The sequence below is a fragment of the Vibrio sp. QJM3NY_26 genome (assembly GCF_057786005.1).
The window spans coordinates 743,806-765,901 of record NZ_CM173515.1 but is presented as its reverse complement, the minus strand read 5'-3'; the positions used below and the strand labels follow the sequence as shown (position 1 = coordinate 765,901).

The 22,096-nt window shown below is 44.0% G+C and carries 22 protein-coding genes; 9 read left to right on the top strand and 13 right to left on the bottom strand.

The annotated features are described in order from the left end of the window. Positions 1 to 15 precede the first annotated feature (15 nt). The 8 genes from AC3CH4_RS03320 to bolA form a co-directional block, all read right to left on the bottom strand. Positions 16 to 1,020 (bottom strand): FAD:protein FMN transferase, encoded by a 1,005-nt coding sequence (locus tag AC3CH4_RS03320; protein ID WP_488543292.1) that lies wholly within the window; start codon positions 1,018 to 1,020, stop codon positions 16 to 18. Between the two features lie 174 nt (positions 1,021 to 1,194). Then, positions 1,195 to 2,421 (bottom strand): NADH:ubiquinone reductase (Na(+)-transporting) subunit F, encoded by a 1,227-nt coding sequence (nqrF, locus tag AC3CH4_RS03315; RefSeq protein ID WP_004735212.1) that lies wholly within the window; start codon positions 2,419 to 2,421, stop codon positions 1,195 to 1,197. A gap of 29 nt (positions 2,422 to 2,450) precedes the next feature. Continuing rightward, entirely contained in the window at positions 2,451 to 3,047 is a 597-nt protein-coding gene (nqrE, locus tag AC3CH4_RS03310) for an NADH:ubiquinone reductase (Na(+)-transporting) subunit E (RefSeq protein WP_004735211.1), read from the bottom strand. A gap of 7 nt (positions 3,048 to 3,054) precedes the next feature. Next, positions 3,055 to 3,687 (bottom strand): NADH:ubiquinone reductase (Na(+)-transporting) subunit D, encoded by a 633-nt coding sequence (locus AC3CH4_RS03305; RefSeq protein ID WP_004735210.1) that lies wholly within the window; start codon positions 3,685 to 3,687, stop codon positions 3,055 to 3,057. Next, entirely contained in the window at positions 3,687 to 4,454 is a 768-nt protein-coding gene (locus AC3CH4_RS03300; RefSeq protein ID WP_004735209.1) for a Na(+)-translocating NADH-quinone reductase subunit C, read from the bottom strand. Before AC3CH4_RS03300 ends, AC3CH4_RS03305 begins: the two co-directional genes overlap by 1 nt. Beyond that, a complete protein-coding gene (locus AC3CH4_RS03295) occupies positions 4,444 to 5,688 on the bottom strand; it encodes an NADH:ubiquinone reductase (Na(+)-transporting) subunit B (protein WP_004735208.1) in 1,245 nt (414 codons plus the stop codon). Before AC3CH4_RS03295 ends, AC3CH4_RS03300 begins: the two co-directional genes overlap by 11 nt. A gap of 5 nt (positions 5,689 to 5,693) precedes the next feature. Beyond that, positions 5,694 to 7,034 carry a Na(+)-translocating NADH-quinone reductase subunit A gene (locus tag AC3CH4_RS03290; protein ID WP_017080319.1) on the bottom strand — a complete coding sequence of 447 codons (1,341 nt, stop codon included), beginning with the start codon at positions 7,032 to 7,034 and terminating at the stop codon, positions 5,694 to 5,696. 521 nt (positions 7,035 to 7,555) lie between these two features. Further along, positions 7,556 to 7,864 (bottom strand): transcriptional regulator BolA, encoded by a 309-nt coding sequence (bolA, locus tag AC3CH4_RS03285; protein ID WP_017079929.1) that lies wholly within the window; start codon positions 7,862 to 7,864, stop codon positions 7,556 to 7,558. A gap of 175 nt (positions 7,865 to 8,039) precedes the next feature. Between bolA and AC3CH4_RS03280 the strand changes: the two genes are divergently transcribed. From AC3CH4_RS03280 to AC3CH4_RS03265, 4 genes are all read left to right on the top strand, one after another. Then, positions 8,040 to 9,191 carry a methyltransferase gene (locus tag AC3CH4_RS03280; protein ID WP_488543291.1) on the top strand — a complete coding sequence of 384 codons (1,152 nt, stop codon included), beginning with the start codon at positions 8,040 to 8,042 and terminating at the stop codon, positions 9,189 to 9,191. A gap of 67 nt (positions 9,192 to 9,258) precedes the next feature. After that, on the top strand, positions 9,259 to 9,828 hold the full coding sequence (locus tag AC3CH4_RS03275; protein ID WP_017074206.1) for a YajG family lipoprotein: 570 nt from the start codon (positions 9,259 to 9,261) through the stop codon (positions 9,826 to 9,828). Continuing rightward, positions 9,828 to 10,376, top strand: a complete 549-nt coding sequence (locus AC3CH4_RS03270) for a peptidylprolyl isomerase (protein WP_237299735.1) — start codon at positions 9,828 to 9,830, stop codon at positions 10,374 to 10,376. Before AC3CH4_RS03275 ends, AC3CH4_RS03270 begins: the two co-directional genes overlap by 1 nt. 54 nt (positions 10,377 to 10,430) lie before the next feature. Then, positions 10,431 to 11,789 (top strand): AmpG family muropeptide MFS transporter, encoded by a 1,359-nt coding sequence (locus AC3CH4_RS03265; protein WP_017079927.1) that lies wholly within the window; start codon positions 10,431 to 10,433, stop codon positions 11,787 to 11,789. A 76-nt stretch (positions 11,790 to 11,865) separates the two neighbouring features. Here the strand turns inward: AC3CH4_RS03265 and AC3CH4_RS03260 are convergent, their stop codons facing one another. Further along, positions 11,866 to 13,212: a DUF4397 domain-containing protein gene (locus AC3CH4_RS03260; RefSeq protein ID WP_488543290.1), complete on the bottom strand. Its 1,347-nt coding sequence runs from the start codon at positions 13,210 to 13,212 to the stop codon at positions 11,866 to 11,868. A gap of 585 nt (positions 13,213 to 13,797) precedes the next feature. Between AC3CH4_RS03260 and AC3CH4_RS03255 the strand changes: the two genes are divergently transcribed. The 3 genes from AC3CH4_RS03255 (at position 13,798) to csdA (ending at position 16,892) form a co-directional block, all read left to right on the top strand. Continuing rightward, entirely contained in the window at positions 13,798 to 14,589 is a 792-nt protein-coding gene (locus AC3CH4_RS03255) for a nucleoside-specific channel-forming Tsx family protein (protein WP_029222329.1), read from the top strand. 110 nt (positions 14,590 to 14,699) lie between these two features. Further along, complete coding sequence (gene panE, locus AC3CH4_RS03250) at positions 14,700 to 15,593, top strand: 2-dehydropantoate 2-reductase (RefSeq protein WP_488543289.1); 894 nt, start codon at positions 14,700 to 14,702, stop codon at positions 15,591 to 15,593. An 87-nt stretch (positions 15,594 to 15,680) separates the two neighbouring features. Further along, positions 15,681 to 16,892 (top strand): cysteine desulfurase CsdA, encoded by a 1,212-nt coding sequence (gene csdA / locus AC3CH4_RS03245; RefSeq protein ID WP_488543288.1) that lies wholly within the window; start codon positions 15,681 to 15,683, stop codon positions 16,890 to 16,892. A 132-nt stretch (positions 16,893 to 17,024) separates the two neighbouring features. Here the strand turns inward: csdA and csdE are convergent, their stop codons facing one another. From csdE to AC3CH4_RS03225, 4 genes are all read right to left on the bottom strand, one after another. Continuing rightward, positions 17,025 to 17,453, bottom strand: coding sequence for a cysteine desulfurase sulfur acceptor subunit CsdE (gene csdE / locus AC3CH4_RS03240; protein WP_065206879.1), 429 nt, complete (start codon positions 17,451 to 17,453; stop codon positions 17,025 to 17,027). A 73-nt stretch (positions 17,454 to 17,526) separates the two neighbouring features. Continuing rightward, positions 17,527 to 18,336 (bottom strand): tRNA cyclic N6-threonylcarbamoyladenosine(37) synthase TcdA, encoded by an 810-nt coding sequence (gene tcdA / locus AC3CH4_RS03235; RefSeq protein ID WP_065206880.1) that lies wholly within the window; start codon positions 18,334 to 18,336, stop codon positions 17,527 to 17,529. Positions 18,337 to 18,449: 113 nt separating this feature from the next. Next, complete coding sequence (mltA, locus tag AC3CH4_RS03230) at positions 18,450 to 19,562, bottom strand: murein transglycosylase A (protein WP_488543287.1); 1,113 nt, start codon at positions 19,560 to 19,562, stop codon at positions 18,450 to 18,452. A gap of 81 nt (positions 19,563 to 19,643) precedes the next feature. Then, positions 19,644 to 20,117 (bottom strand): DUF2850 domain-containing protein, encoded by a 474-nt coding sequence (locus AC3CH4_RS03225; RefSeq protein ID WP_065206882.1) that lies wholly within the window; start codon positions 20,115 to 20,117, stop codon positions 19,644 to 19,646. A gap of 163 nt (positions 20,118 to 20,280) precedes the next feature. Between AC3CH4_RS03225 and argA the strand changes: the two genes are divergently transcribed. Together argA and AC3CH4_RS03215 are read left to right on the top strand one after the other, a co-directional pair. Continuing rightward, complete coding sequence (gene argA, locus AC3CH4_RS03220) at positions 20,281 to 21,618, top strand: amino-acid N-acetyltransferase (RefSeq protein WP_065206883.1); 1,338 nt, start codon at positions 20,281 to 20,283, stop codon at positions 21,616 to 21,618. Between the two features lie 282 nt (positions 21,619 to 21,900). Then, entirely contained in the window at positions 21,901 to 22,092 is a 192-nt protein-coding gene (locus AC3CH4_RS03215) for a hypothetical protein (protein WP_004735192.1), read from the top strand. Positions 22,093 to 22,096: the final 4 nt, after the last annotated feature.

Sequence of the window (22,096 nt, the reverse complement as noted above, 5' to 3'; positions counted from 1 at the left end):
ATTCTCTCGCTTACCTTATTTACCTAAGTATGGCTTAAATGCTTCAGAAGCAATTTCTTTAAAGCCATCTGCTGTTTTTACCACCATGAACACAGGGATGTTATGTTGGTTCGCGACTTCCAGTCCTTTTTCTTCACCTAAGACCATAAGGCCTGTAGATAAGCCATCTGCAGTCATTGAAGACGGGTTTAAAACGGTTACAGAAACCACTTTATGATGAAGCGGCTTGCCTGTTTCAGGGTTAATGATGTGTGAGTAACGAACACCATCGCGCTCAAAATAGTTACGGTAGTCACCAGATGTTGCGATCGCCATATCACCCGGCTCGATGATCTCTTGAATGTTGCGCTCGTCGATAGTTGGCTTCTCTATGGCGATGCGCCAACCCACACTTTCACGGTTTAAACCCTTCAAGCGGATTTCACCACCTACTTCAACCATGTAATTATGAATACCAATTGAATCAAGGTAATCAGCAACGACATCCACACCCCAGCCTTTTGCGATAGTTGAAAGGTCAACATACAAGTTAGGCAAGTCTTTGCTTAACTTATTACCTTCAACGCTTAAGTGATGAATGCCAACCTTAGCCTTGCGAGCCGCAAGCTCTTCATCTGATGGAACCACTTCAGGACGCGCTTCAGGACCAAAACCCCAAAGGTTAACTAATGGTCCAACCGTAACATCCAATGCACCTTCAGTAAGATCGTTCAAACGAATCGCTTCTTTCACAACAGTAGCTGTTTGTTCAGATACTTCGAATGCATCGGCACCTTTATGCTGGTTAAAACGGCTCAGTTCTGAGTCCTCACGGTAGGTCGACATTTGATCATTCACTTCTTCAAGCAGACGGTCGATCTCGGTATGAACTTCGTTAGACTCAGGAAATTCATCACCATTGATGTACTTAATATTGTAACTGGTACCCATTGTAGGGCCACTTAAATGCACTTGCTCTCTTGCCTGATCACAGCCCGCAAGAAAAATCAAAGAAGTTAATGCAACAAGCCAAATTCTCACTTGCTTACTCCTGTTTAAGGTTAAGGATTTATATAAGGAAAAATAAGAGTAAAAAATAGGTATTTTGAATGCCTTACTCTTTCTTATATAAGCCAGTTTGTTGTGACGAGTAGTCTTAGAAAAACAAATGGCTGACTCGTAAGAGTCAGCCATAATATCAATCAGTTAAATGGATTAACCACCGAAGTCATCTAGTAGAATGTTTTCATCTTCTACACCAAGATCTTTCAGCATGCCGATAACAGCCGCGTTCATCATTGGTGGACCACACATATAGTACTCACAGTCTTCAGGAGCTTCATGATCCTTCAGGTAGTTTTCGTACAATACGTTGTGGATGAAACCTGTGTAACCATCCCAGTTGTCCTCTGGTTGAGGATCAGACAGTGCACAGTGCCACACGAAGTTCTCGTTTGCAGCCGCTAGGCCATCGAAATCTTCAATGTAGAACATCTCACGCTTAGAACGTGCACCGTACCAGTAAGACATCTTACGAGTAGAGTTAAGACGCTTAAGTTGGTCGAAGATATGTGAACGCATTGGCGCCATGCCCGCACCACCACCGATGAATACCATTTCATTGTCTGTGTCTTTAGCAAAGAACTCACCAAATGGACCAGAAATAGTACATTTGTCGCCTTCTTTAAGAGACCAGATGTATGAAGACATCACACCAGGAGCTACGTCAGGGTTATTTGGCGGCGGAGTTGCGATACGCACGTTAAGCTTGATGATGCCTTTCTCTTCTGGGTATGAAGCCATAGAGTAAGCACGAATCGAATGCTCTTTAACGATAGACTCGTAACGGAACAAGTTGAACTTATCCCAGTCACCACGGTATTCGTCAGGAATATCGTAATCTGCGTATTTCACGTGATGTGGTTCAGCTTCAATCTGAATATAACCACCCGCGCGGAATGGAACTTCTTCACCTTCAGGGATAGCAAGTGCTAGCTCTTTGATGAAAGTAGCTTCGTTATCATTAGAGATAACTGTACATTCCCACTTCTTAACACCAAAGATGTCTTCGTCTAGCTCAATCTCCATGTCAGTTTTCATAGCAACTTGACATGCAAGACGTTCGCCTTCGCGAGCTTCGCCTTTGGTGATGTGATCAAGTTCAGTTGGTAGGATGTCGCCACCACCAGACTTAACTTTTACACGACACTGACCACAAGAGCCACCGCCACCACAAGCAGACGATACGAAGATACCAGCGCCAGCTAGGGCACCAAGTAGCTTGCTACCAGGCTGAGTAACGATCGCCTTTTCAGGGTCGCCGTTTACAGCAATAGTGATGTCACCTGATGGTACTAGCTTAGACTTAGCGAAAAGAATCACTAGTACTAGAGCCAATACAATAATGGTAAACATCGCTACGCCAAGAATAATGCTTTGCATTTGTTATTCCTTATTACTGGGTGCTTACCCTACAGTTGAACACCAGAGAAAGACATAAAGCCTAACGCCATCAGACCAACAGTAATGAACGTGATACCAAGGCCACGTAGACCTGGAGGTACGTCAGAGTACTTCATCTTCTCACGGATACCCGCAAGAGCAACGATAGCTAACATCCAACCCACACCAGAACCGAAGCCGTAAACAACAGATTCAGCAAAGTTGTAGTCACGAGTTACCATGAAAGATACACCACCAAAGATTGCACAGTTAACTGTGATCAATGGAAGGAAGATACCTAGTGCGTTGTACAAAGGTGGGAAGAAACGGTCTAGAACCATCTCTAGGATTTGTACAAGTGCAGCGATAACACCGATGAATGCGATGAAGTTAAGGAAACTTAAATCGACACCGGCAACAAGTGCATTTTCTTTTAGGATGTGTGTGTAAACAAGGTTGTTTACAGGAACAGCGATTGTAAGTACTACAACTACCGCAACACCAAGACCAAAAGAAGTTTTAACTTTCTTAGAAACCGCTAGGAATGTACACATACCTAGGAAGAAAGAAAGCGCCATGTTTTCGATGAAAATCGATTTAACTAGCAGACTAATATAATGTTCCATGACTACCTTACCCCTTCGCTTCTACTTGTTCTGGTTTGAACACACGAATTGCCCAAATCAAGAAACCAATTAGGAAGAATGCAGAAGGTGCTAGAAGCATCAAGCCGTTTGGCTGATACCAACCACCGTTGCTCACTAGAGGTAGTACTTCCATACCAAATAGTTTGCCAGAGCCTAGAAGCTCACGGAAGAAACCAACAGTGATAAGAACGAAACCGTAACCAAGACCGTTACCAAGACCATCGATGAAAGATGGGATTGGCGCAGACTTCATTGCGAATGCTTCAGCACGACCCATTACAATACAGTTAGTAATGATTAGGCCAACGAATACAGATAGCTGCTTAGAGATATCGTATAAGTATGCTTTAAGCACTTGGTCTACCACGATTACTAATGATGCGATAATTGCCATCTGAACGATGATACGCACACTGTTAGGAATGTGGTTACGGATCAAAGAAACGAAGAAGTTAGACAGAGCAGTAACGAACATTACCGCGATAGTCATAACAAATGCTGTTTCTAGCTTAGTGGTTACCGCAAGAGCAGAACACACACCAAGAACCTGTAGCGCGATTGGGTTGTTATCCAACACAGGCGCTAAGATGCTCTTTTTAATTTCTTTTGCACTAGACATTAGTTCAGACCTCCGTCACGAACTTTTGCTAGGAACGGACCAAAGCCCATATCACCTAACCAGAAGTCAAATGTATGTTGAACACCAACGCTGGTCAGTGTTGCACCAGAAAGGCCATCTACACCGTGCTCAGAACCTTGAGGAGCGCCACCTTTAACAACCTGGATAGCAGGTTTGTGGTTTTCGTCGAATAATTTCTTACCAACGAATTGAGCGCGCCAAGTTGGGTTCTCAACTTCACCACCAAGTCCAGGAGTTTCACCTTGCTCGTAGTAAGTGATACCAGAAACTGTGTTGCCATCAGTTTCTACCGCAACGAATGCGTACATCATTGACCATAGACCGTTACCGTGAACAGGGATGATAACTTTAGAAGTTTCAGCGCCATCTTTCACTAGGTATACCGTACCCGTGTTAGCACGACGAATGATCTTTGCGATGTCATCTTCAGCTGAAAGCTTGATTGACTGAGCAGGATCTTTTGCCGCTTTACGTTGGTCGTATGCAGCAGCGTCGCCGTCAACGAAATCGCCAGTAGCGAAATCAACTAGACGAGGTTCGATGTTCTCTGCGTACAGTGCTGGGATATTACCCGCAAGTTCAATGCCCGCAACTTCAAGGATCTTAGTTTGCTGATCCAGAACTGCGTTAGCTTGTTGCTTAGGTTTAAGAACAACTGCAGCTGTTGAAACGATGATTGAGCACACTAGGCTCAATGCGATAACAACAAACAGCGTCTTTTTAATGCTATCGTTATTACTTGCCATAGCGCGCTAGTCTCCGCTTAATGTTCTTCTCGATTACAACGTGGTCAAACAGAGGAGCAAATAGGTTTGCGAATAGAATCGCAAGCATCATGCCTTCTGGGTATGCAGGGTTAACTACACGAATCATTACACACATTGCGCCGATTAGGATGCCGTACCACCACTTACCTTTATTGGTAAATGAAGCTGATACTGGGTCAGTCGCCATGAAGAACATACCGAATGCGAAACCACCTAGAACTAGGTGCCAATGCCAAGGCATGCTGAACATTGCATTAGTGTCAGAACCAATCACGTTAAATAGTGTTGATACTGCAACCATACCGATCATTACACCCGCAATGATGCGCCATGAAGCAATGCCCATGTAAACAATCATTGCTGCACCAATCATAAGTGCAAGCGTTGAAACTTCACCGATAGAACCTGGAATGTTACCAATGAATGCGTCCATCCAAGTGATTGCTTCACCTGATGTTACGTTCATTAGTGCACTACCGCCGCCTTGAGCCCATTGGCTAAGAGCAGTTGCACCAGAGAAGCCATCTGCAGCAGTCCAAACTACGTCACCTGAAATCTGTGCAGGGTATGCAAAGAACAGGAACGCACGACCAGCAAGAGCAGGGTTCAAGAAGTTACGACCCGTACCACCGAAGATCTCTTTCGCAACAACAACACCAAAGGTAATACCTAGTGCTGCTTGCCATAGAGGAAGCGTTGGCGGAACGATAAGCGCAAATAAGATAGAAGTAACAAAGAAACCTTCGTTGACTTCGTGCTTACGCACCATACAGAACAGTACTTCCCAGAAACCACCAACGATAAATACCGTTGCGTAGATAGGTAAGAAGTAAGTCGCACCCAAGAGCATCTTACTGCCCCAACCTGCATCGGCCCCTAAGGAGGCTCCAAGCATTTCGGTTAGCCAGTAGTGCCAGTTACCATCAATGATAGAAACTAGTTCTGCACCTGAATACATGTGGTTTAGTGCTGCGATAGCCTGACCACCTGCGTTGTACATACCCCAGAACATTGCTGGGAATACCGCAAGCCAAACCATGATCATGATACGTTTTAAATCAACGCTATCACGGACATGCGAGCTTTTCTTTGTAACAGTACCTGGTGTGTAGAAAAGTGTTGCTGCTGCTTCGTAAAGCGCAAACCACGTTTCGTGTTTACCACCTGGTTCAAAATGATGCTCGATGTCTTCAATAAACTTTTTAAGGCCCATGAAAATTACCCTTCCTTCACAATTGTATCTAGGCATTCACGAAGTAACTGACCGTACTCGTACTTACCAGGACATACAAAGGTACACAGTGCTAAATCTTCTTCATCTAGCTCTAGCGCACCAAGTGCTTGTGCACTATCAACGTCACCAGCGCATAGATCGCGAAGCAGCAAAGTAGGCTCCATATCTAATGGCATTACTTTCTCGTAGTTACCAATTGGAACCATAGAGCGATCACTACCGTTCGTTGTCGTTGTCATGTTGAACAACTGACCTTTAAACACGTGACCAAGGAATGAACGAGTAACAGAGAACTTGTTCTTACCAGGCATAGCCCAGCCGAATAGCTCTTTATCACGACCTTCACGAAGAACCGAAACTTGTTGATGGTAACGGCCAAGGTAAGCATGTGGACCTGAAGCGTGAACACCAGATAGCACTGAACCTGAGATCAGGCGAACTTCACCTGGCATCAACTCGCTGTCCGTTAACTCTTCAAGGCTAGCACCAATTTGAGTACGAACTAGACGAGGGTTGTTAACTACTGGACCAGCCAGAGAAACAACGCGCTCAGAGTAAATCTCACCAGTAAGGAAAAGCTTACCGAATGCGATCACGTCTTGGTAGTTAATGCTCCACGCTACATTTTGTGCATTTACCGGATACAGGTAATGCATATGCGTGCCTGCAAGACCTGCAGGGTGTGGGCCATCAAAAACATGTTCTTCAACGTTAGACTGAGCTGAACGAGGTAAGCTAGTACCTTTTTTACAAACGTACACTTTACCGTTAGTCAGAGTTGAAAGAAGATCTAAACCAGCAACGAAAGCATCAGACTGCTCGTTAATGATTAATTCTGGCTCAGCTGCTAGCGGATTAGTATCCATAGCAGTAACGAAAATAGCCTGAGTTTCAGAATCAACTGCTGGAACCTTGCTGAACGGACGAGTTCGCAAAGCGGTCCATGCGCCAGACTCAACTAATTGAGCTTTAACCGTTTCACGGTCAAGGCCTACTAGTTGGTTAGCTTCATAGCTATTGAACGTGATTTGCTCATTGCCTGCTACTTCAATCACTACTGATTGAAGAACACGCTTAGCACCACGGTTCACTTCAATAACTTTACCGCTTGCTGGAGAAGTAAATACAACACCTGGGTTCTTTTTATCTGCAAAAAGAACTTGGCCTTTCTTCACTTCATCACCAACGCGAGCATGCATCGTAGGACGCATACCAACGTACTCTTCGCCAAGCAAGGCGACTTTAGTGATGGACTTACCATCATTAATCACCTGGGATGGAGTTCCTGCGATAGGAAGATCCAAACCCTTCTTTATTGTAATCATACGCACTTGCACTACTTTATCGGGAAAAAGATTCTTTTAATTGCGTAAATTCAGGACGTTTTAAAATCGCCCTTAGACACGACATTACAGTGTCCGGTTTTGGTAAATTTGAGATACCAAAATCGCAACAATACATTAATAAACTCATCACAAGAATCATGTGAGATTTATCAGGTGCCATATTCTAGCATTTTTTGACAACTTGATGCCATGACCAATAACTTGAATACGGCCTTTATTTGGTGAGATTTGAAGCATATGGACTCTCAAATATGTATAAATTTGACGAGCCGCACAGATAGAATGGCTTTTAGAACGTGTTTTAAACAAGAGATTAATACTCTGTCACAAACTAATATTTTACGTGTTATGTTGAAACACTGTTAATAAAAACATTACTCATTGTAGGTATTTTCGCTAGGTCAATTTACCATCAGCTTGAGTGATATAACAACAGAAAACAGATAGATTTTGAGACAAAAGAGGCGGTCTAGCCGCCTCTTCTATATGGGTTAATTATCTTACTTACCACCACCCATACACATCGGGCTATCTGGCACGTTATTTAGCTGCTTCATCCATTCATCTTTTGTATAAGTGTGAATGGATAGTGCGTGAATATTATTCGCTAACTCTTCTGATAGTGCTTTATTCACCGCTCTATGACGAGCAATAAGACGCAAACCTTCAAACACATCGCTGACAACAATCACTTTAAAATGACTCTCAGAACCAGCCGGAACATTGTGCATATAGCTCTCATTCACCACGTTTAAATGACTTGGTGAAAACTCATTGTGCAATTTTGTTTCGATAACTTCTTGGATCATCGTGATTCCTTAAATAGCGTATTGGCATTATCTGTCGCTCCAGTATAAACCCTAACTGACCGACTGTCTGAGTATTTCATCGCTGACTCGAGAGGTTTAGTCGAGTTTTTTATATCTTGTTCAGGCTGCATTTGAGACAATATCTTTGTTATTTCTTACATAAGTATCTCAAGCAATGAAAACTGAACTTACCCTTCACGATAGAACTTTAACCCTAAATCGTTTCCCCAACCGTTCAAATGAAACCCTTCAAGCTTGGGATGCCGGCGACGAATATCTGATTAGCCATGTTGAAGAGATGAACCTTGAACCTGGTAAACACATGCTGATCATGAACGACAGTTTTGGTGCCCTATCCGCTTGGTTCTCCAAAGATCATGACGTGACCATGATGAGTGACTCTTTCATTTCTCATCGCGGAACGCTAAAAAACTTACAGCGCAATCAAAGTAACCGAGTGAACTTCTTGAACACGATGGATGATATCCCACACGGTATCGACCTTGTGATCATGCAATTGCCAAAAACCAACCGCCACCTAATATGGCAATTGAGCCAGTTGCGCCAAGCATTACCTGAAGGTTGCCAAGTGATTGGTGTGAATAAAGTAAAAGAGATTCACACTTCAACACTGAACCTGTTTGAAAAATATCTCGGTGAAACCAAAACCTCTCTGGCTAAGAAAAAGCATCGTCTTGTGTTCTCTTCTCCAAACAGCCAACCGATTCAAACAGTAGAACCTTATGTTGAATGGGACGTAGACGGTGAAGATATCCGCCTGAAAAATTTACCAAATGTTTACTCAGGGGAAGCACTCGATCAAGGCGCTCGTTATATGCTAGAGCACATCCCTCAAGATCCTGAGCTACGTCATATTATCGACTTAGGCTGTGGCAACGGTGTATTGAGTGTAAAAGCTGGGCAATTGAACCCACAAGCTCGTATCACCTGTGTGGATGAAAGCTTTATGGCGGTGGAATCGGCGCGCCAAAACGTCAAGGATAACCTTGGTGAAGAAGGCAACTTCCAGTTCATCGCCAACAACTGTTTAGATGGCTTCAAGAAGAACAGCACTTACTTAGTTATGTGTAATCCTCCGTTCCACCAGCAACAAGCAATTACAGACCACATTGCATGGCAAATGTTCTGTGATGCAAAGCATGTTCTAAGCAATGGAGGCAAATTAATTGTTATTGGCAACCGCCACCTCGGATACGATGTCAAACTAGCAAGATTATTTGGTGAAGCGAACGTCGAAACGCTTGAGTTGAACCAAAAATTTGAGATATTACAGGCAACAAGAGAACCTGCTAATTTTAATAAATAGGCAGTAGACTGCTTCATAAGAATTTAAAATACCGAGCTTCTGGTGTGAATTTAGAAAGGATAAAGGAATGAAAAAACTGATTTTGGCTGCCTCTATTATGGCTTTAACAGCATGTTCAGCCCCTCAGCAAGAACAGATCAATGTAATGCCAGAAGCTTCGCTAAGCTCAAGCAACCTTGTACAAGGCAAAACATACACACTAACCAGTAAAGATGTTCGTGCAGCTCAGTACGTAGCATTAGTTGATAGTGGCCGTTCAAATATCCAGCCGATTCACGCTAAACAGAACATGCGTATTTCTCTAGAGGACGCATTAGCAAAACAACTGGAATCCCAAGGTTTCCGCGCAAGCGTAAACAGTGAAAACTCAATTGTTTTAGAGATTCAAGAAGCACTTGTTACCGTAGAACACACCATTATGGAAAACCAAATGGACGGTAAAGTCACACTTGAAGTTACCGCTGAGACACCTGAAGGTAAGCTTGTAAAAACATTCAACGGCACTGCAACTCGTACCGGAGCATTAAGCGCTTCAAACGACGACATTTCAATGGTTCTAAACGATGTGATCAACTTGGTTCTTACTGAAATCGCGAACGACCCTGAACTACAAAACTACATGAAGGAACGTTTCTAATGAGCCGCATTCTAACTTCTATCGCATTAATGCTGGTTAGCGTAAGCGTTTGGGCTGGCCCTAAAGTGAACGTAGAGACAACATTAGGCGACTTCACTATCGAGCTGAACCAAGAGCAAGCACCGGTTAGTGTTGATAATTTCCTTAAATACGTCGCAGACGGCAGCTACGAAGGCACTATCTTCCACCGAGTAATTCCTGGCTTCATGGCTCAAGGTGGTGGCTTTGACCAAGATATGAATCAACAAGCAACTTATGCTCCTATCAAAAATGAAGGCAGTAACGGTCTAAAGAATGATACAGCAACGATAGCAATGGCTCGCACTAATGCGCCAGATTCTGCGACTCGTCAGTTCTTTATCAACTTTTCGGATAACGACTTCTTGAATGCAAAAGGTGGTAACCCGGGCTACGCTGTTTTTGGCACGGTAACTGAAGGGTTTGATGTCGTACAAAAGATGGCAACCATTCCGACTAAGCGAATGGGCCGCATGTCAGATATTCCAACCGACCCTATCATCATCAACAAAGTAACACTTCTTAAGTAATCTCATACAGCGCCCTTAACCTCTTAAGGGCGTTTTTCTATACAAGGACGCCCCATGTCATCTGGCACTCCCTCTCTTTCTTGGATGCAGACTTTCCGTAGCTACCTAGATAAACGCCTACTTTGGGTGTTTATGTTGGGTTGTTCGAGTGGCTTTCCTTGGGTTCTTATCGGCTCTAACATGTCAGGCTGGCTAAAAGATGCAGGATTAACTCGTGCTGCTATCGGTTATTTCGGTAGTGTATTTGCCGTCTATGCCATTAACTTTCTTTGGGCACCACTGGTAGACCGAGTCAAACTGCCGATTCTACATGCGATATTGGGCCAACGACGCAGTTGGATATTTCTATGCCAAAGCTTTGTATTGATCTGCACGCTGTTCATTGCCGGGGTGAACCCTGCCAATGACTTGATGTTCACCTCAATGTTGGCTCTCGGAATTGCGATTGCGTCGGCAACCCAAGATATAGCCATTGATGCCTTCCGTATTGATTCATTTCCTAAATCTGAATCTACCAAATTACCGCAAGCATCCGCAATGGCAGTGATGGGATGGTGGACTGGCTACTCTCTTCCTGGTTACCTCGCATTTATCAATGCCGATACAATAGGTTGGAATGGTGTTTATTACGGCATGGCCGGTGTCGTCATCATTCTGATGCTATTCACCCTGTTTGTCGGAGAGCCAACAACACAACGTGAAGCATTACAAAAAGAAGCACAACAGCGCCATAATAAAGTTGTGGGCTCTAAAGTTGTGGCCTGGCTAAGCGTTACAGTGTTGGAGCCTTTCTACGATTTCTTTAAGCGAAACGGTGTTCAAGTTGCTATTACGCTTCTGCTGTTCGTATTCCTGTTTAAGATAGGTGAAGCCTTCTTAGGCAGAATGTCGATTCCCTTCTATAAAGAGATCGGCTTTAGCAATGAACAAATCGGCCACTACTCCAAGTTAATTGGTTGGGGTGCAACCATATTCTTTACCTTGCTAGGCAGTGTCTTCAATGTGAAATTTGGTATTGTACGTGGGCTAATGATTGGCGGCGTAGCAATGGCAGCCAGCAACCTAATGTTTGCATGGATTGCTCAAGTAGGACCCAATGAAAACTTATTCCTTGCAACGATTATTGTCGATAATTTCACAACCGCCTTTTCGACAGTGGCATTCGTTTCCTTCTTAACGCTACTAACTGGGCAAGCTTTCTCGGCAACGCAATACGCCTTGCTAGCATCATTGGGAAATTTCGGTCGTACAACTCTGGCTTCATTTAGCGGTGAGCTGGTCGACTTCCTCAATGATTGGTCAACCTTCTTTATACTAACGTCATTAATGGTGATTCCAAGTTTGATCATGCTCTACTCGTTACGCCACTTTTTCACTGATTTATTAGAGAAAGCCAAAAACAACCACGAATAAGAGTAAAAGAAAACAAAAGAGAAGAGGGTAGCACTGGGCTACCCTCTTTTACTTTCTGCCAGCAGATACTTAAACGCTAATCTGTTGTATCACTTACGATTAAGTTAAAGCCAGTTCCCATCGAGTCATCAATCGCGACGACTTGATAAACAACACCGTCAGCCAAAGTTGCAGGCGCAGAGTCAATGGCAACAGTAGTTGGGTCTCCTGCTACAGTAATTGTCACGTAGTAAGATCCCGCTGCCACATAAATACCATTCGCGTAATCTTTGAACTTCACATCACTTAGTGCCGGAGTGCTACCAGAGATTCCCACGTTCTCAGTCAAGTAGATATCAACCGATGCTGCAACTGGGTTTGCCGCCGCATGAGTAATGTTTAACACCGCACTGGTCGCAACCGGGCGACGGTTTTCAGGGACAACTAGTGGTTCCAAATTGAGTGGACTTACCGTACCCACTGCATAAATGCTGTAATCCATTCCAGCAAATACAGCTAAACCATCAACATCGATAAATGTTGGAGTCGTCGTTGCAGTTTCGTAAATATCAATATCGTAACTACCTGAAGCCAAGTCTAGGAAGCCGCGAATCTCTTTAAACATCAGAGCATCAAGAGGAGCAAACTTAGTAGCGTTAACGAACACATCTACATCCGGTGCACCATCGACTAAATGCCCGACTCTTACTTCTGCAGTTTCTGCCATATCGTAGATTAAAGATGATCCAGTTCCGTCCATCACCATCAATTTTACAGGTGAAGCGCTATTGGAGTCAGCTCTTGGCACCGCCGCTATGGTTAGCTCACTACCGCCAGACAGAGTGATTTCTCCAGAGTCAAAAGCAATGGCACTGCCACTTACCGTTTCAAGTCTCACACGATATTGTCCTGCGGGAATATTGAGTACGTCAGTAAAGTCTTTATAACCGAGAGTGCCAAGCGGAGCGCCCAATGGATCATTCGGTGCCGTTACGTATAAGTTCACATCTCCAACCCCTGTTGCCGCGTGAACAACTTGCACATCTAAACTTGAACTTGTTGCCGTTCCCTCAGCAGGCCTTGTAACAACTAAAGCCTCAACCGGGTTATTAGAACCATCAGCATCGCCGACCACCATTACGGTGTAATCTAGATCACCGCTCAAATCGAATTGGCTTGGTGAAATTACGGTAGCAACTGCGTCACCAGGAAGTTGAACGTCGACTTGCAAAGTTGTTTGCCCTTGATTTACAAATGCGTATCCGGATGCTTGAGCATAATCGACACCGCTCCAACGAGCCTGACTATTTACTAAGACATTAGCCAACGGAGCATCTGGCGATGCATGTACAGCTTGTAGTTGAGTTGTTGGTTCATCGTCATCATTACACCCCACAATGAACAGGGCTGACATCGCTACCGCGAGTATTGGTGAATATTTCATCGGTCTTCTCTCCAAAAAAGTTAGACCAGTTCGTCACACAAATGATTAGTCCAATAACTAATCTTTAAAAATTGTCTCAAAATCTAGTGCAGTGAACTGTCTTTAATTCTCCGTGATTCAAAAAGTAGCTAGATTGAAATTCCTAGTCAGTCATCACATGAGTTGTTCATCAATTGATTCCAACATCATTACGCAGTTGGTCAAAAATAGATCAAAGACAAGATTGAAAGGAGGTTTTAATGAGTCATTTTTAAAGAGAAAACTATTAGAAAGGAATACTGTTGATTTTGATATGCATGTCACTCTATTTAGTAGAATCGTTTGCTTAGCGCAGTATTTCACCGATTTATCCACAAAATAATCTAATTTCACAAAATCAATAGAAACAGGGGTGCATCAAGATGCATTGCCATCTTAAAGTTCCATCATTTAGATCGTTAGTGTGATCAACCTCACCATAATAATTATAGTTTTCACTCTGTCTCACTTTTATTTGAGAACAAAATCGCTATTATGCTCGGCATTCGGACATACAAACACGCACGGATTAGCGGGTTACTTATTTTAAACATAGAGAGTTCCATTATGCGTAAATCACTTTTAGCTCTTGGCCTAATTGCAGCAACATCTGCTCCAGTAATGGCAGCTGATTATTCTGACGGCGACATCCATAAAAACGACTACAAATGGATGCAGTTCAACCTTATGGGTGCTATTGACGAACTTCCAGGCGAATCAACTCATGATTACCTAGAGATGGAGTTTGGTGGTCGCTCTGGAATCTTCGATCTATACGGTTACGTTGATGTATTCAACCTAACGTCTGATCCAGGCAGTGATAAAGATGGTCAAGAAAAAATCTTCATGAAATTTGCACCACGTATGTCTCTAGATGGCCTAACTGGTAAAGATCTATCTTTCGGTCCAGTTCAAGAGCTTTATGTTTCTACGCTTATGGAATGGGGTGGTAACTCTGGCGTTAACACTCAAAAAGTTGGTCTTGGCTCTGACGTAATGGTTCCTTGGTTAGGCAAGATTGGCTTAAACCTATACGGTACATACGATTCAAACGAAAAAGACTGGAACGGCTACCAAATCTCGACTAACTGGTTCAAACCATTCTACTTCTTCGAGAACGGTTCGTTCATCTCTTACCAAGGTTACATCGATTACCAATTCGGTATGGATGATGATAATAAAGCGCTGAAAACATCAAATGGCGGCGTTATGTTTAACGGCCTTTACTGGCACTCAGACCGTTTTGCTGTTGGTTACGGCCTTAAAGGCTACAAAGACGTTTACGGTCTTAAAGATGACGGCCTAGCAGGTAAAACGACAGGCTTCGGTCACTACGTAGCAGTAACTTACAAGTTCTAATCGAACTTATAAGAAAGTTTCCTAAATGGCACCCTCGGGTGCCATTTTTTATTGCTTTCATTTAATGCCTCGCTATCCTTGCAGCATCACTTTTTTATCTCGGTATAGCTGTGAACATCACGATTGTTGGGCCAGGGGCCATCGGCTCTTTATGGGCAATAAAACTACTTCAAGCTGGTCATAATGTCTCTTTGTGGAGTCGTTCCACTGATAACTCAATTGAATTATCACTTGATGGACAAGCTTCCCTTTCCTTCAGTAACAACAATATCGAAAAGCTATCAGCGAGTGACTTGGTTATTTTCACGGTCAAAGCTTGGCAAGTAGAAGAAGCAACCACTTCACAGCTTCAACATCTCGATCCCGACACCATTCTCATGTTCATGCATAACGGAATGGGCGCGGTCGACAACATCGCCACTCAAATTGATGCTCACCCGGTAGTACTAGCGACCACCACCCAAGCGGCATTCAAGCCCAACCGCAACAATGTATACCACACGGGATTGGGCCAAACTCAATTGGGTGCTTTCAACCAAACTGGCCAACAGTGTACGTTTTTAGTTGATGTCTTAGATGATGCTCTCCCTGCTGTGCGTTGGAACCCACAAATAGAAACCGCGCTTTGGACTAAGCTCGCCATCAATTGTGCGATCAACCCACTAACTGGATTGGAACAGATCAAAAATGGCGAGCTTACAGATAAAAGGTTTGAGGATATTTTGAGTTCTATCGTTAAAGAGCTCACGCAGGTTATGCAAGCCGAAGGGATCGTTTGTTCATTCGATGAATTGGAAGCAAGCGTCAAACAGGTTATCCAAGCCACGGCGCAGAACAACTCATCCATGAAGCAAGATATGTTTTACCAACGCAAGACAGAGATCGACTTCATTAACGGCTACCTTATTAAGACCGCACTCAAGCATCAGATAGACGTTCCCGTTAACCAAAGACTGTTCGCTCAAGTCAAAGGGCAAGAAAATCGCTGGAATCATCAAGATTAGTCAGCAACAGTTAACAAGTCGCGATAAAATAACAATACCGCTAAGCACAACGCTAGCACCAATTTCCAAGATTTTAGGTAAGAATAGATGCTTGATATCAATCACATCCGAGAGCAGTTTCCTGCGCTATCACAAACCATCAATCAACAACCATTGATTTACTTAGACAGCGCGGCAACGACACAAAAACCTCAGGTGGTTATTGATGCCATTAGCCAATATTACTCCAAACAAAATGCCAATGTTCACCGTGGTAGTCATAGCTTAACAGCGAACGCGACCAGCCAATTTGAAGCGGCAAGAGATAAGGTCGCTCAGTTTATCGGTGCAAGATCTTCAAAAGAGATCATTTGGACTCGCGGTGCCACCGAAGCACTCAACCTGATAGCTCAAACCTACGCAAGAAGCACCCTTCAGCCTGGCGATGAGATCTTGGTTAGCGAAATGGAACATCACGCCAACATTGTGCCTTGGCAAATTGTGGCTGAACAAACCGGGGCTAAAGTTGTTAAAGTACCGATGACATCGGATTGCGAATTTGACCTAGTCGCGTTTGATACGCTTTTAAATGAACGAACCAAGATTGTTGCATTAGCTCAGATAACCAACGTGACGAGTTCTCGTCAGCCAATTGAAGCTGTCATAGAAAAAGCACACAAGATGGATGCGATTGTTGTGGTCGATGGCGCACAGGGCATCGTACACGAGCCCGTTGATGTTGCTGCTTTAGGTGCGGATTTCTACGTATTCTCAGGGCACAAGCTCTACGCCCCTGCGGGTATCGGTGTACTTTACGGCAAGCTTGAATTGCTCGAAGCGATGCCACCTTGGCACGGCGGTGGCAAAATGGTTGAGCGTGTCTCTTTCTCTGGCACTACTTTTTCAGAACTGCCTGGCAAATTCGAAGCGGGCACGCCAAATGTGGCGGGAGCGATAGCATTAAGCACTGCAATAGAATGGTTAAGTGGTTTTGCACAGCAAGATGTCGAAAATCATATCCACCAGCTTCAGCACGAAACCTACCGTGCACTCAGTAAACTGGATGATATTCAGGTTTTGGGGTATCAGCCCAACGCAAGCGTGATTACTTTTGTGATGGAAGGTGTTCACCATCAAGACATTGCGACACTGTTGGATCAGCAAGGGATCGCGGTACGTGCAGGGCATCATTGTGCTCACCCATTGATGGATGCGCTTAATGTAAAAGGAACGGTTCGAATTTCATTTGGTATTTACAACAACATGAATGATGTTGAAAAGCTCGTAGCGGCGATAGAAAAAGCCGTTGATATGCTGTAGCGAGTAGCGAGTAGCGAGTAGCGAGTAGCGAGTAGCGAGTAGCGAGTAGCGAGTAGCGAGTAGCGAGTAGCGAGATTATTTAGGGTTGGCGTTTAGCGTCAACCCTTTTTGTTTCTGTGTATCTAAGAGATATTAAGCACTTAGCTCTTGGATTTGAGCAACAATCGCTTTTAAACCATTACCGCGAGATGGGCTCAAGTGTGTGATTAGACCGATTTTTTCAAAGTAGTCGTCAATATCGAACGCTTGAATCTGCTCTGATGTTTTGCCGTCATACGCAGCCATCACTAATGCAATCAGACCGCGCACGATACGAGCATCAGAATCAGCACAAAAATACCAAACACCGTCGATGTTCTGAGAAACTAGCCAGACTTGGCTTTCACAACCAGAAACTACAACCTGCTCACTCTTCAGCTCATCAGGCATGCTAGGTGATTTCTTACCCCATTGAATCACTTGGCGATAACGGTCTTCCCAACCGCTGAATGTCTGCATTTTTGCGACAATATCATCACTGGTAATTTCAGTACCAAATGGAGAGCTTGGGAATGACATCATTTTAATATCCAATAGATTATGACTAAATGTACAGGTGACAATGGTTTAGTGTTGTTAAGCAAATAATAGAGAACTACTTAGAGTGCTTTAGAATGATCTTTTCTACGATACGAGAAACAGCCACAAAGCCAAAAGTCGCGGTTACAACCGTTGCTGCACCGAAACCCGTCGCACAGTCCATGCGTTTTGGCCCTTCTGCAGTCGCTTTCGCAGCACATACGCTACCGTCAGCTTGAGGGTATTTAAGTTGCTCAGTAGAGAACACACAATCAATACCAAATTTACGATCTGGGTTCTTAGGAAAATTGTGGTGACGACGTAAAGTATCTTTAAGCTTCTTCGCTAGCGGATCTTGAATTGTCTTAGTCAGATCGGCGACTTTAATTTGAGTTGGGTCGACTTGCCCACCCGCGCCACCCGTGGTGATCACTTTGATTTTGTTACTACGACAATATGCCAACAGTGAAGCCTTAGCTTTCATGCTATCAATCGCATCTAACACAAAATCGAACTCTTTCGATAGGTATTCAGCCTGGTTATCAGGACCAATAAAGTCGTCAATCAGGTTCACTTTACACTCAGGGTTAATCAGTTTGACGCGCTCTGCCATCACTTCGATTTTGCTCTTGCCAACCGTACCCGACATAGCGTGGATTTGACGGTTGATGTTAGTTACACACACGTCATCCATATCGATCAACGTCAGCTCACCTAAACCAGTACGAGCAAGCGCTTCAACAGCCCATGAACCTACGCCACCAATACCGATCACGCACACGTGCGCTGCTCTAAGTATGTCGACTTCACTATTGCCATATAGGCGGCGAGTACCACCAAATCGTTGGTCATAGTTTTCTGAAGCTGGTGTGGTCAATTCACGCATTATTGCCGCCAATTTATTTCTGAGAAAAAGAAAAGAGTGCGTTTTATACGCACTCTTGAATTAAAAGTCTAGGGGATTAGCGATTCGCTTTCAATGCCCTATTTTATTGTTGTTTACTCGACCTTTTCTGGAGGCAAAGCCCAAGGCGCTTCGGTTGCACTGCCATCTAAGCCAAGCTTCCATACACGACCAAAATGCTTGTAATGACCCGCTTCAGTTCCCGCTCTTGGCCCCATTCCGTGGTAGAGATCCAAATGGTTCTGCTTAACTGCGCCACCAGTATCCAAAACCAGTAACAGTCTTAGTTGGTGCGCACCGCTCCAAGTACCGTCTACATTCAGTAATGGAACCTCAGCTAGGATTGGCGTCCCCATAGGCAATATAGAGCGATCACCCGCGACTGCCGCCATAGGTAATAGGGGGATGCCCGCGCTACCCATTACTGATAGGTCATCTCTCGCTTCAAAAAACACGAAAGATGGGTTTTGCTCAAGCAGCTCTTTGACTACTTCAGGATCGTTTGCCAATACCCACTCTTTGATTGCTTTCAGTGACATTTTTTCGCGTGGAACTAAGCCTCGCTCGATCAAAACACGGCCAATGCTCACGTAAGCTTTATTGTTCTTACCCGCGTATGCGAAATACTGCAACGTATCGTCATCACCGAAATGCACGAATCCACTGCCCTGCACTTCCATCATAAATGGATCGATGCGGTTCGCCGAGTAACCTAACTCAAGGCCCTGGCCTTCTAATGCACCGTTGTAGATCTCTTCGCGGGTTGGACACTCTTTATCGCACTTTGGAAGTCCATAAACAGGGAAACGGTATTCTTCACTCGCTTCGTGGCGTAGCTCCATTACGGGAGAAAAGTACCCCGTGAACAAAACGTTGCCTTGCTTATCACCACCACCCAATTGAGCAGTTTGAACGCCAAAGTTAGCGAGCTCGCTTGGATCTCCACTTTGCATCGCCCACTCATTGAGTTGCTGATAAAGCGGCTCATAGATTTTAGCCATCGAAGGGGATTTAGAAACCACCATTTCAGCTTGCTCTGCAAATGCGGTGTAATCTCTTGGTTTATTGGATTCAACCTGATCGACCTTATTTAAGGTGCGGGGAAATTCGTCATCAAGGTGTTGTTGAGCAAGATCAGTCGGTTGAGCACAGCCAAATAAGAAAGAGGCAGCGACAAGGGGAAGCCATTTTTTAATCACAAGAGTCATCCTAAAAATTCTATGCATCGAGGATGACAAAAACAGTCAGATAACACAATCGTAGATTGTAAGAGTTTACAATAAGATAACCTATCGGACTGAGTTCTCGATATGACCTTTAAGGCGGAAGACGGGATTGTAGTGATTATCAGAATCGAGCACCATTTCTGTGTTGTCAGAATTGGTCATGCGGAAGCGATAGGTTTTATCACCCGCTTTATATTCGAAGTAGTGACCATCAAAGTCAAAACTCGTCGAAACAACAGACCCACGCACTGACACGCCATTAGCGTTTAGTCGAAACTCGTCCGTCGCATAATGTGCAACGTCCTGCTCTACCCAAGTACCGTATATCAGATTGTCGGGCGTCGCCGCATCTTGTACTCGGGAAAGCACATCACCGAACAAGGAAACCACAGCAAACGATCCCACCAAAGCTAAAACCATTAAACAGCGTTCAATAATCTTACGCTTCAACTTAGATTGATTACGTTGCTCAGCTTCACTGTAGAGGCCTTGGGTAATCTCATCGATCTTGTTCTTTGTTGCTGGAGCTTGTTGCATTCGGTTACGACTCATAAAGATGCTATGTGCATTCTACACTGAGACAGTTTATATAATGAACCCTAGATGAGAATAGTTTGCGCTTTATTCCAAAAAAGGTGTTGTTTACACTTGAATTTAAATGCTAAATTAACGAATAAATAAACATAAATGGACTTGTTCTGTGAAATTAAGAAGTACAGCGCTAGTAAAAGGTTTCAGACAATCAACCCCTTACGTGAATGCTCACCGTGGCAAAACCATGGTTATTATGCTTGGTGGCGAAGCCGTTGCCGATAGAAACTTTGGCAACATAATTAGCGATATAGCCTTACTCCACAGCCTTGGGGTAAAGATTGTTCTCGTTCACGGAGCAAGACCACAGATCAACCAACTATTAGCAAGGCAAGATTGCCACACGCCTTACCATAAGAATATTAGAGTTACTGACGAATATTCTTTAGGTGTCGCGATGCAGGCTGCTGGTCAACTACAACTAGCCATAACAGCTCGACTTTCAATGAGCCTAAACAACACCCCGATGGCAGGCACTCAACTCAATGTGATGAGTGGTAACTTCATTACCGCTCAGCCGCTAGGTGTCGATGATGGTACGGATTATTGCCACAGCGGACGTATTCGTCGAATAGACATCGAAGGGATTAATCGCACACTTGACCAAGGTTCCATCGTTCTTCTTGGGCCTATTGCTAGCTCCGTGACTGGCGAAAGCTTTAACCTGCTTTCTGAAGAGGTCGCAACCCAAGTTGCTATTCGTTTAAAGGCCGACAAGCTGATTGGTTTTTGCTCAGAGCAAGGGGTAACCGATGAAAGCGGTAACGTGCTCGCTGAACTCTTCCCTAAAGACGCTAAACAAATTCTAGAACGCTTAACGGAATCTCAGAACCCTAAAGAAGATATGAGCACTGGTACATTACGCTTCTTAAAAGGTGCTATCTCTGCTTGTCGTGCTGGAGTGCCTCGTTGTCATCTAATCAGCTACAAAGTGGATGGCGCATTAATCCAAGAGCTATTCTCTTTTGATGGTATTGGCACCCAAGTGGTCATGGCAAGTGCCGAGCAAGTAAGACAAGCTCAGATTGATGATATCGGTGGCATCTTTGACCTCATTCGTCCACTGGAAGAACAAGGCATCTTAGTCCGCCGTTCAAGAGAGCAGTTAGAGCAAGAGATCCATCGCTTTACCATTATCGAAAAAGACGGCCTAATTATTGGTTGCGCTGCGCTATACGCGTATCCAGAAGACCACATGGCAGAGATGGCCTGTGTTGCTATCCACCCAGACTATCGCGATGGAAACCGTGGCCAGTTACTGCTGGATTACATGCGCCACCAATCAAAATCTCGTGATATCGACCAGATCTTTGTCCTTACTACGCACAGCCTTCACTGGTTCCGTGAGCAGGGGTTTTACGAGATAGGCGTGGACGAGTTACCGATGGAAAAACAAGGGCTATACAACTATCAGAGAAACTCAAAAATCTTAGCGCTAAACGTATAAATAAAGTTTTGGAGCGGAATCTCAATTTGATAGAAAAATAATTGCAAATGTAATCGTTTACTATATGAGATTTATCAAATATGCACTTTCACTCACACGAATAATTGTATAGAATTTAGGCGCTTTATAATATTAACAAAAGTTTTTATTGGAATTGCCATCTCGATAGTCATATCGAACTCATTGGGATGGTCACTGCACGGATTGCTATACCCGTTGACGGTCAGCACGCTAGAAGCCGTTCTGACCGTTGATATAAACAGCAAAAAGAGCAACATTGATATGAGAACCATTGTTTGTAACTCGCTGCAAAGTTTTTGGGATATGGCTGATAACCAATTCTTAGAAGGGCTAGACGTACACTGCGTGTTCCCTGTTAGCGAGAATCTAAAAGAGTTTATTTTGAATTGCCAAGCAAAGTACAAGATAAACCATATATCGTTTACTCGAGCGTTTTTAAGCAAAGAGTCTTAATAAC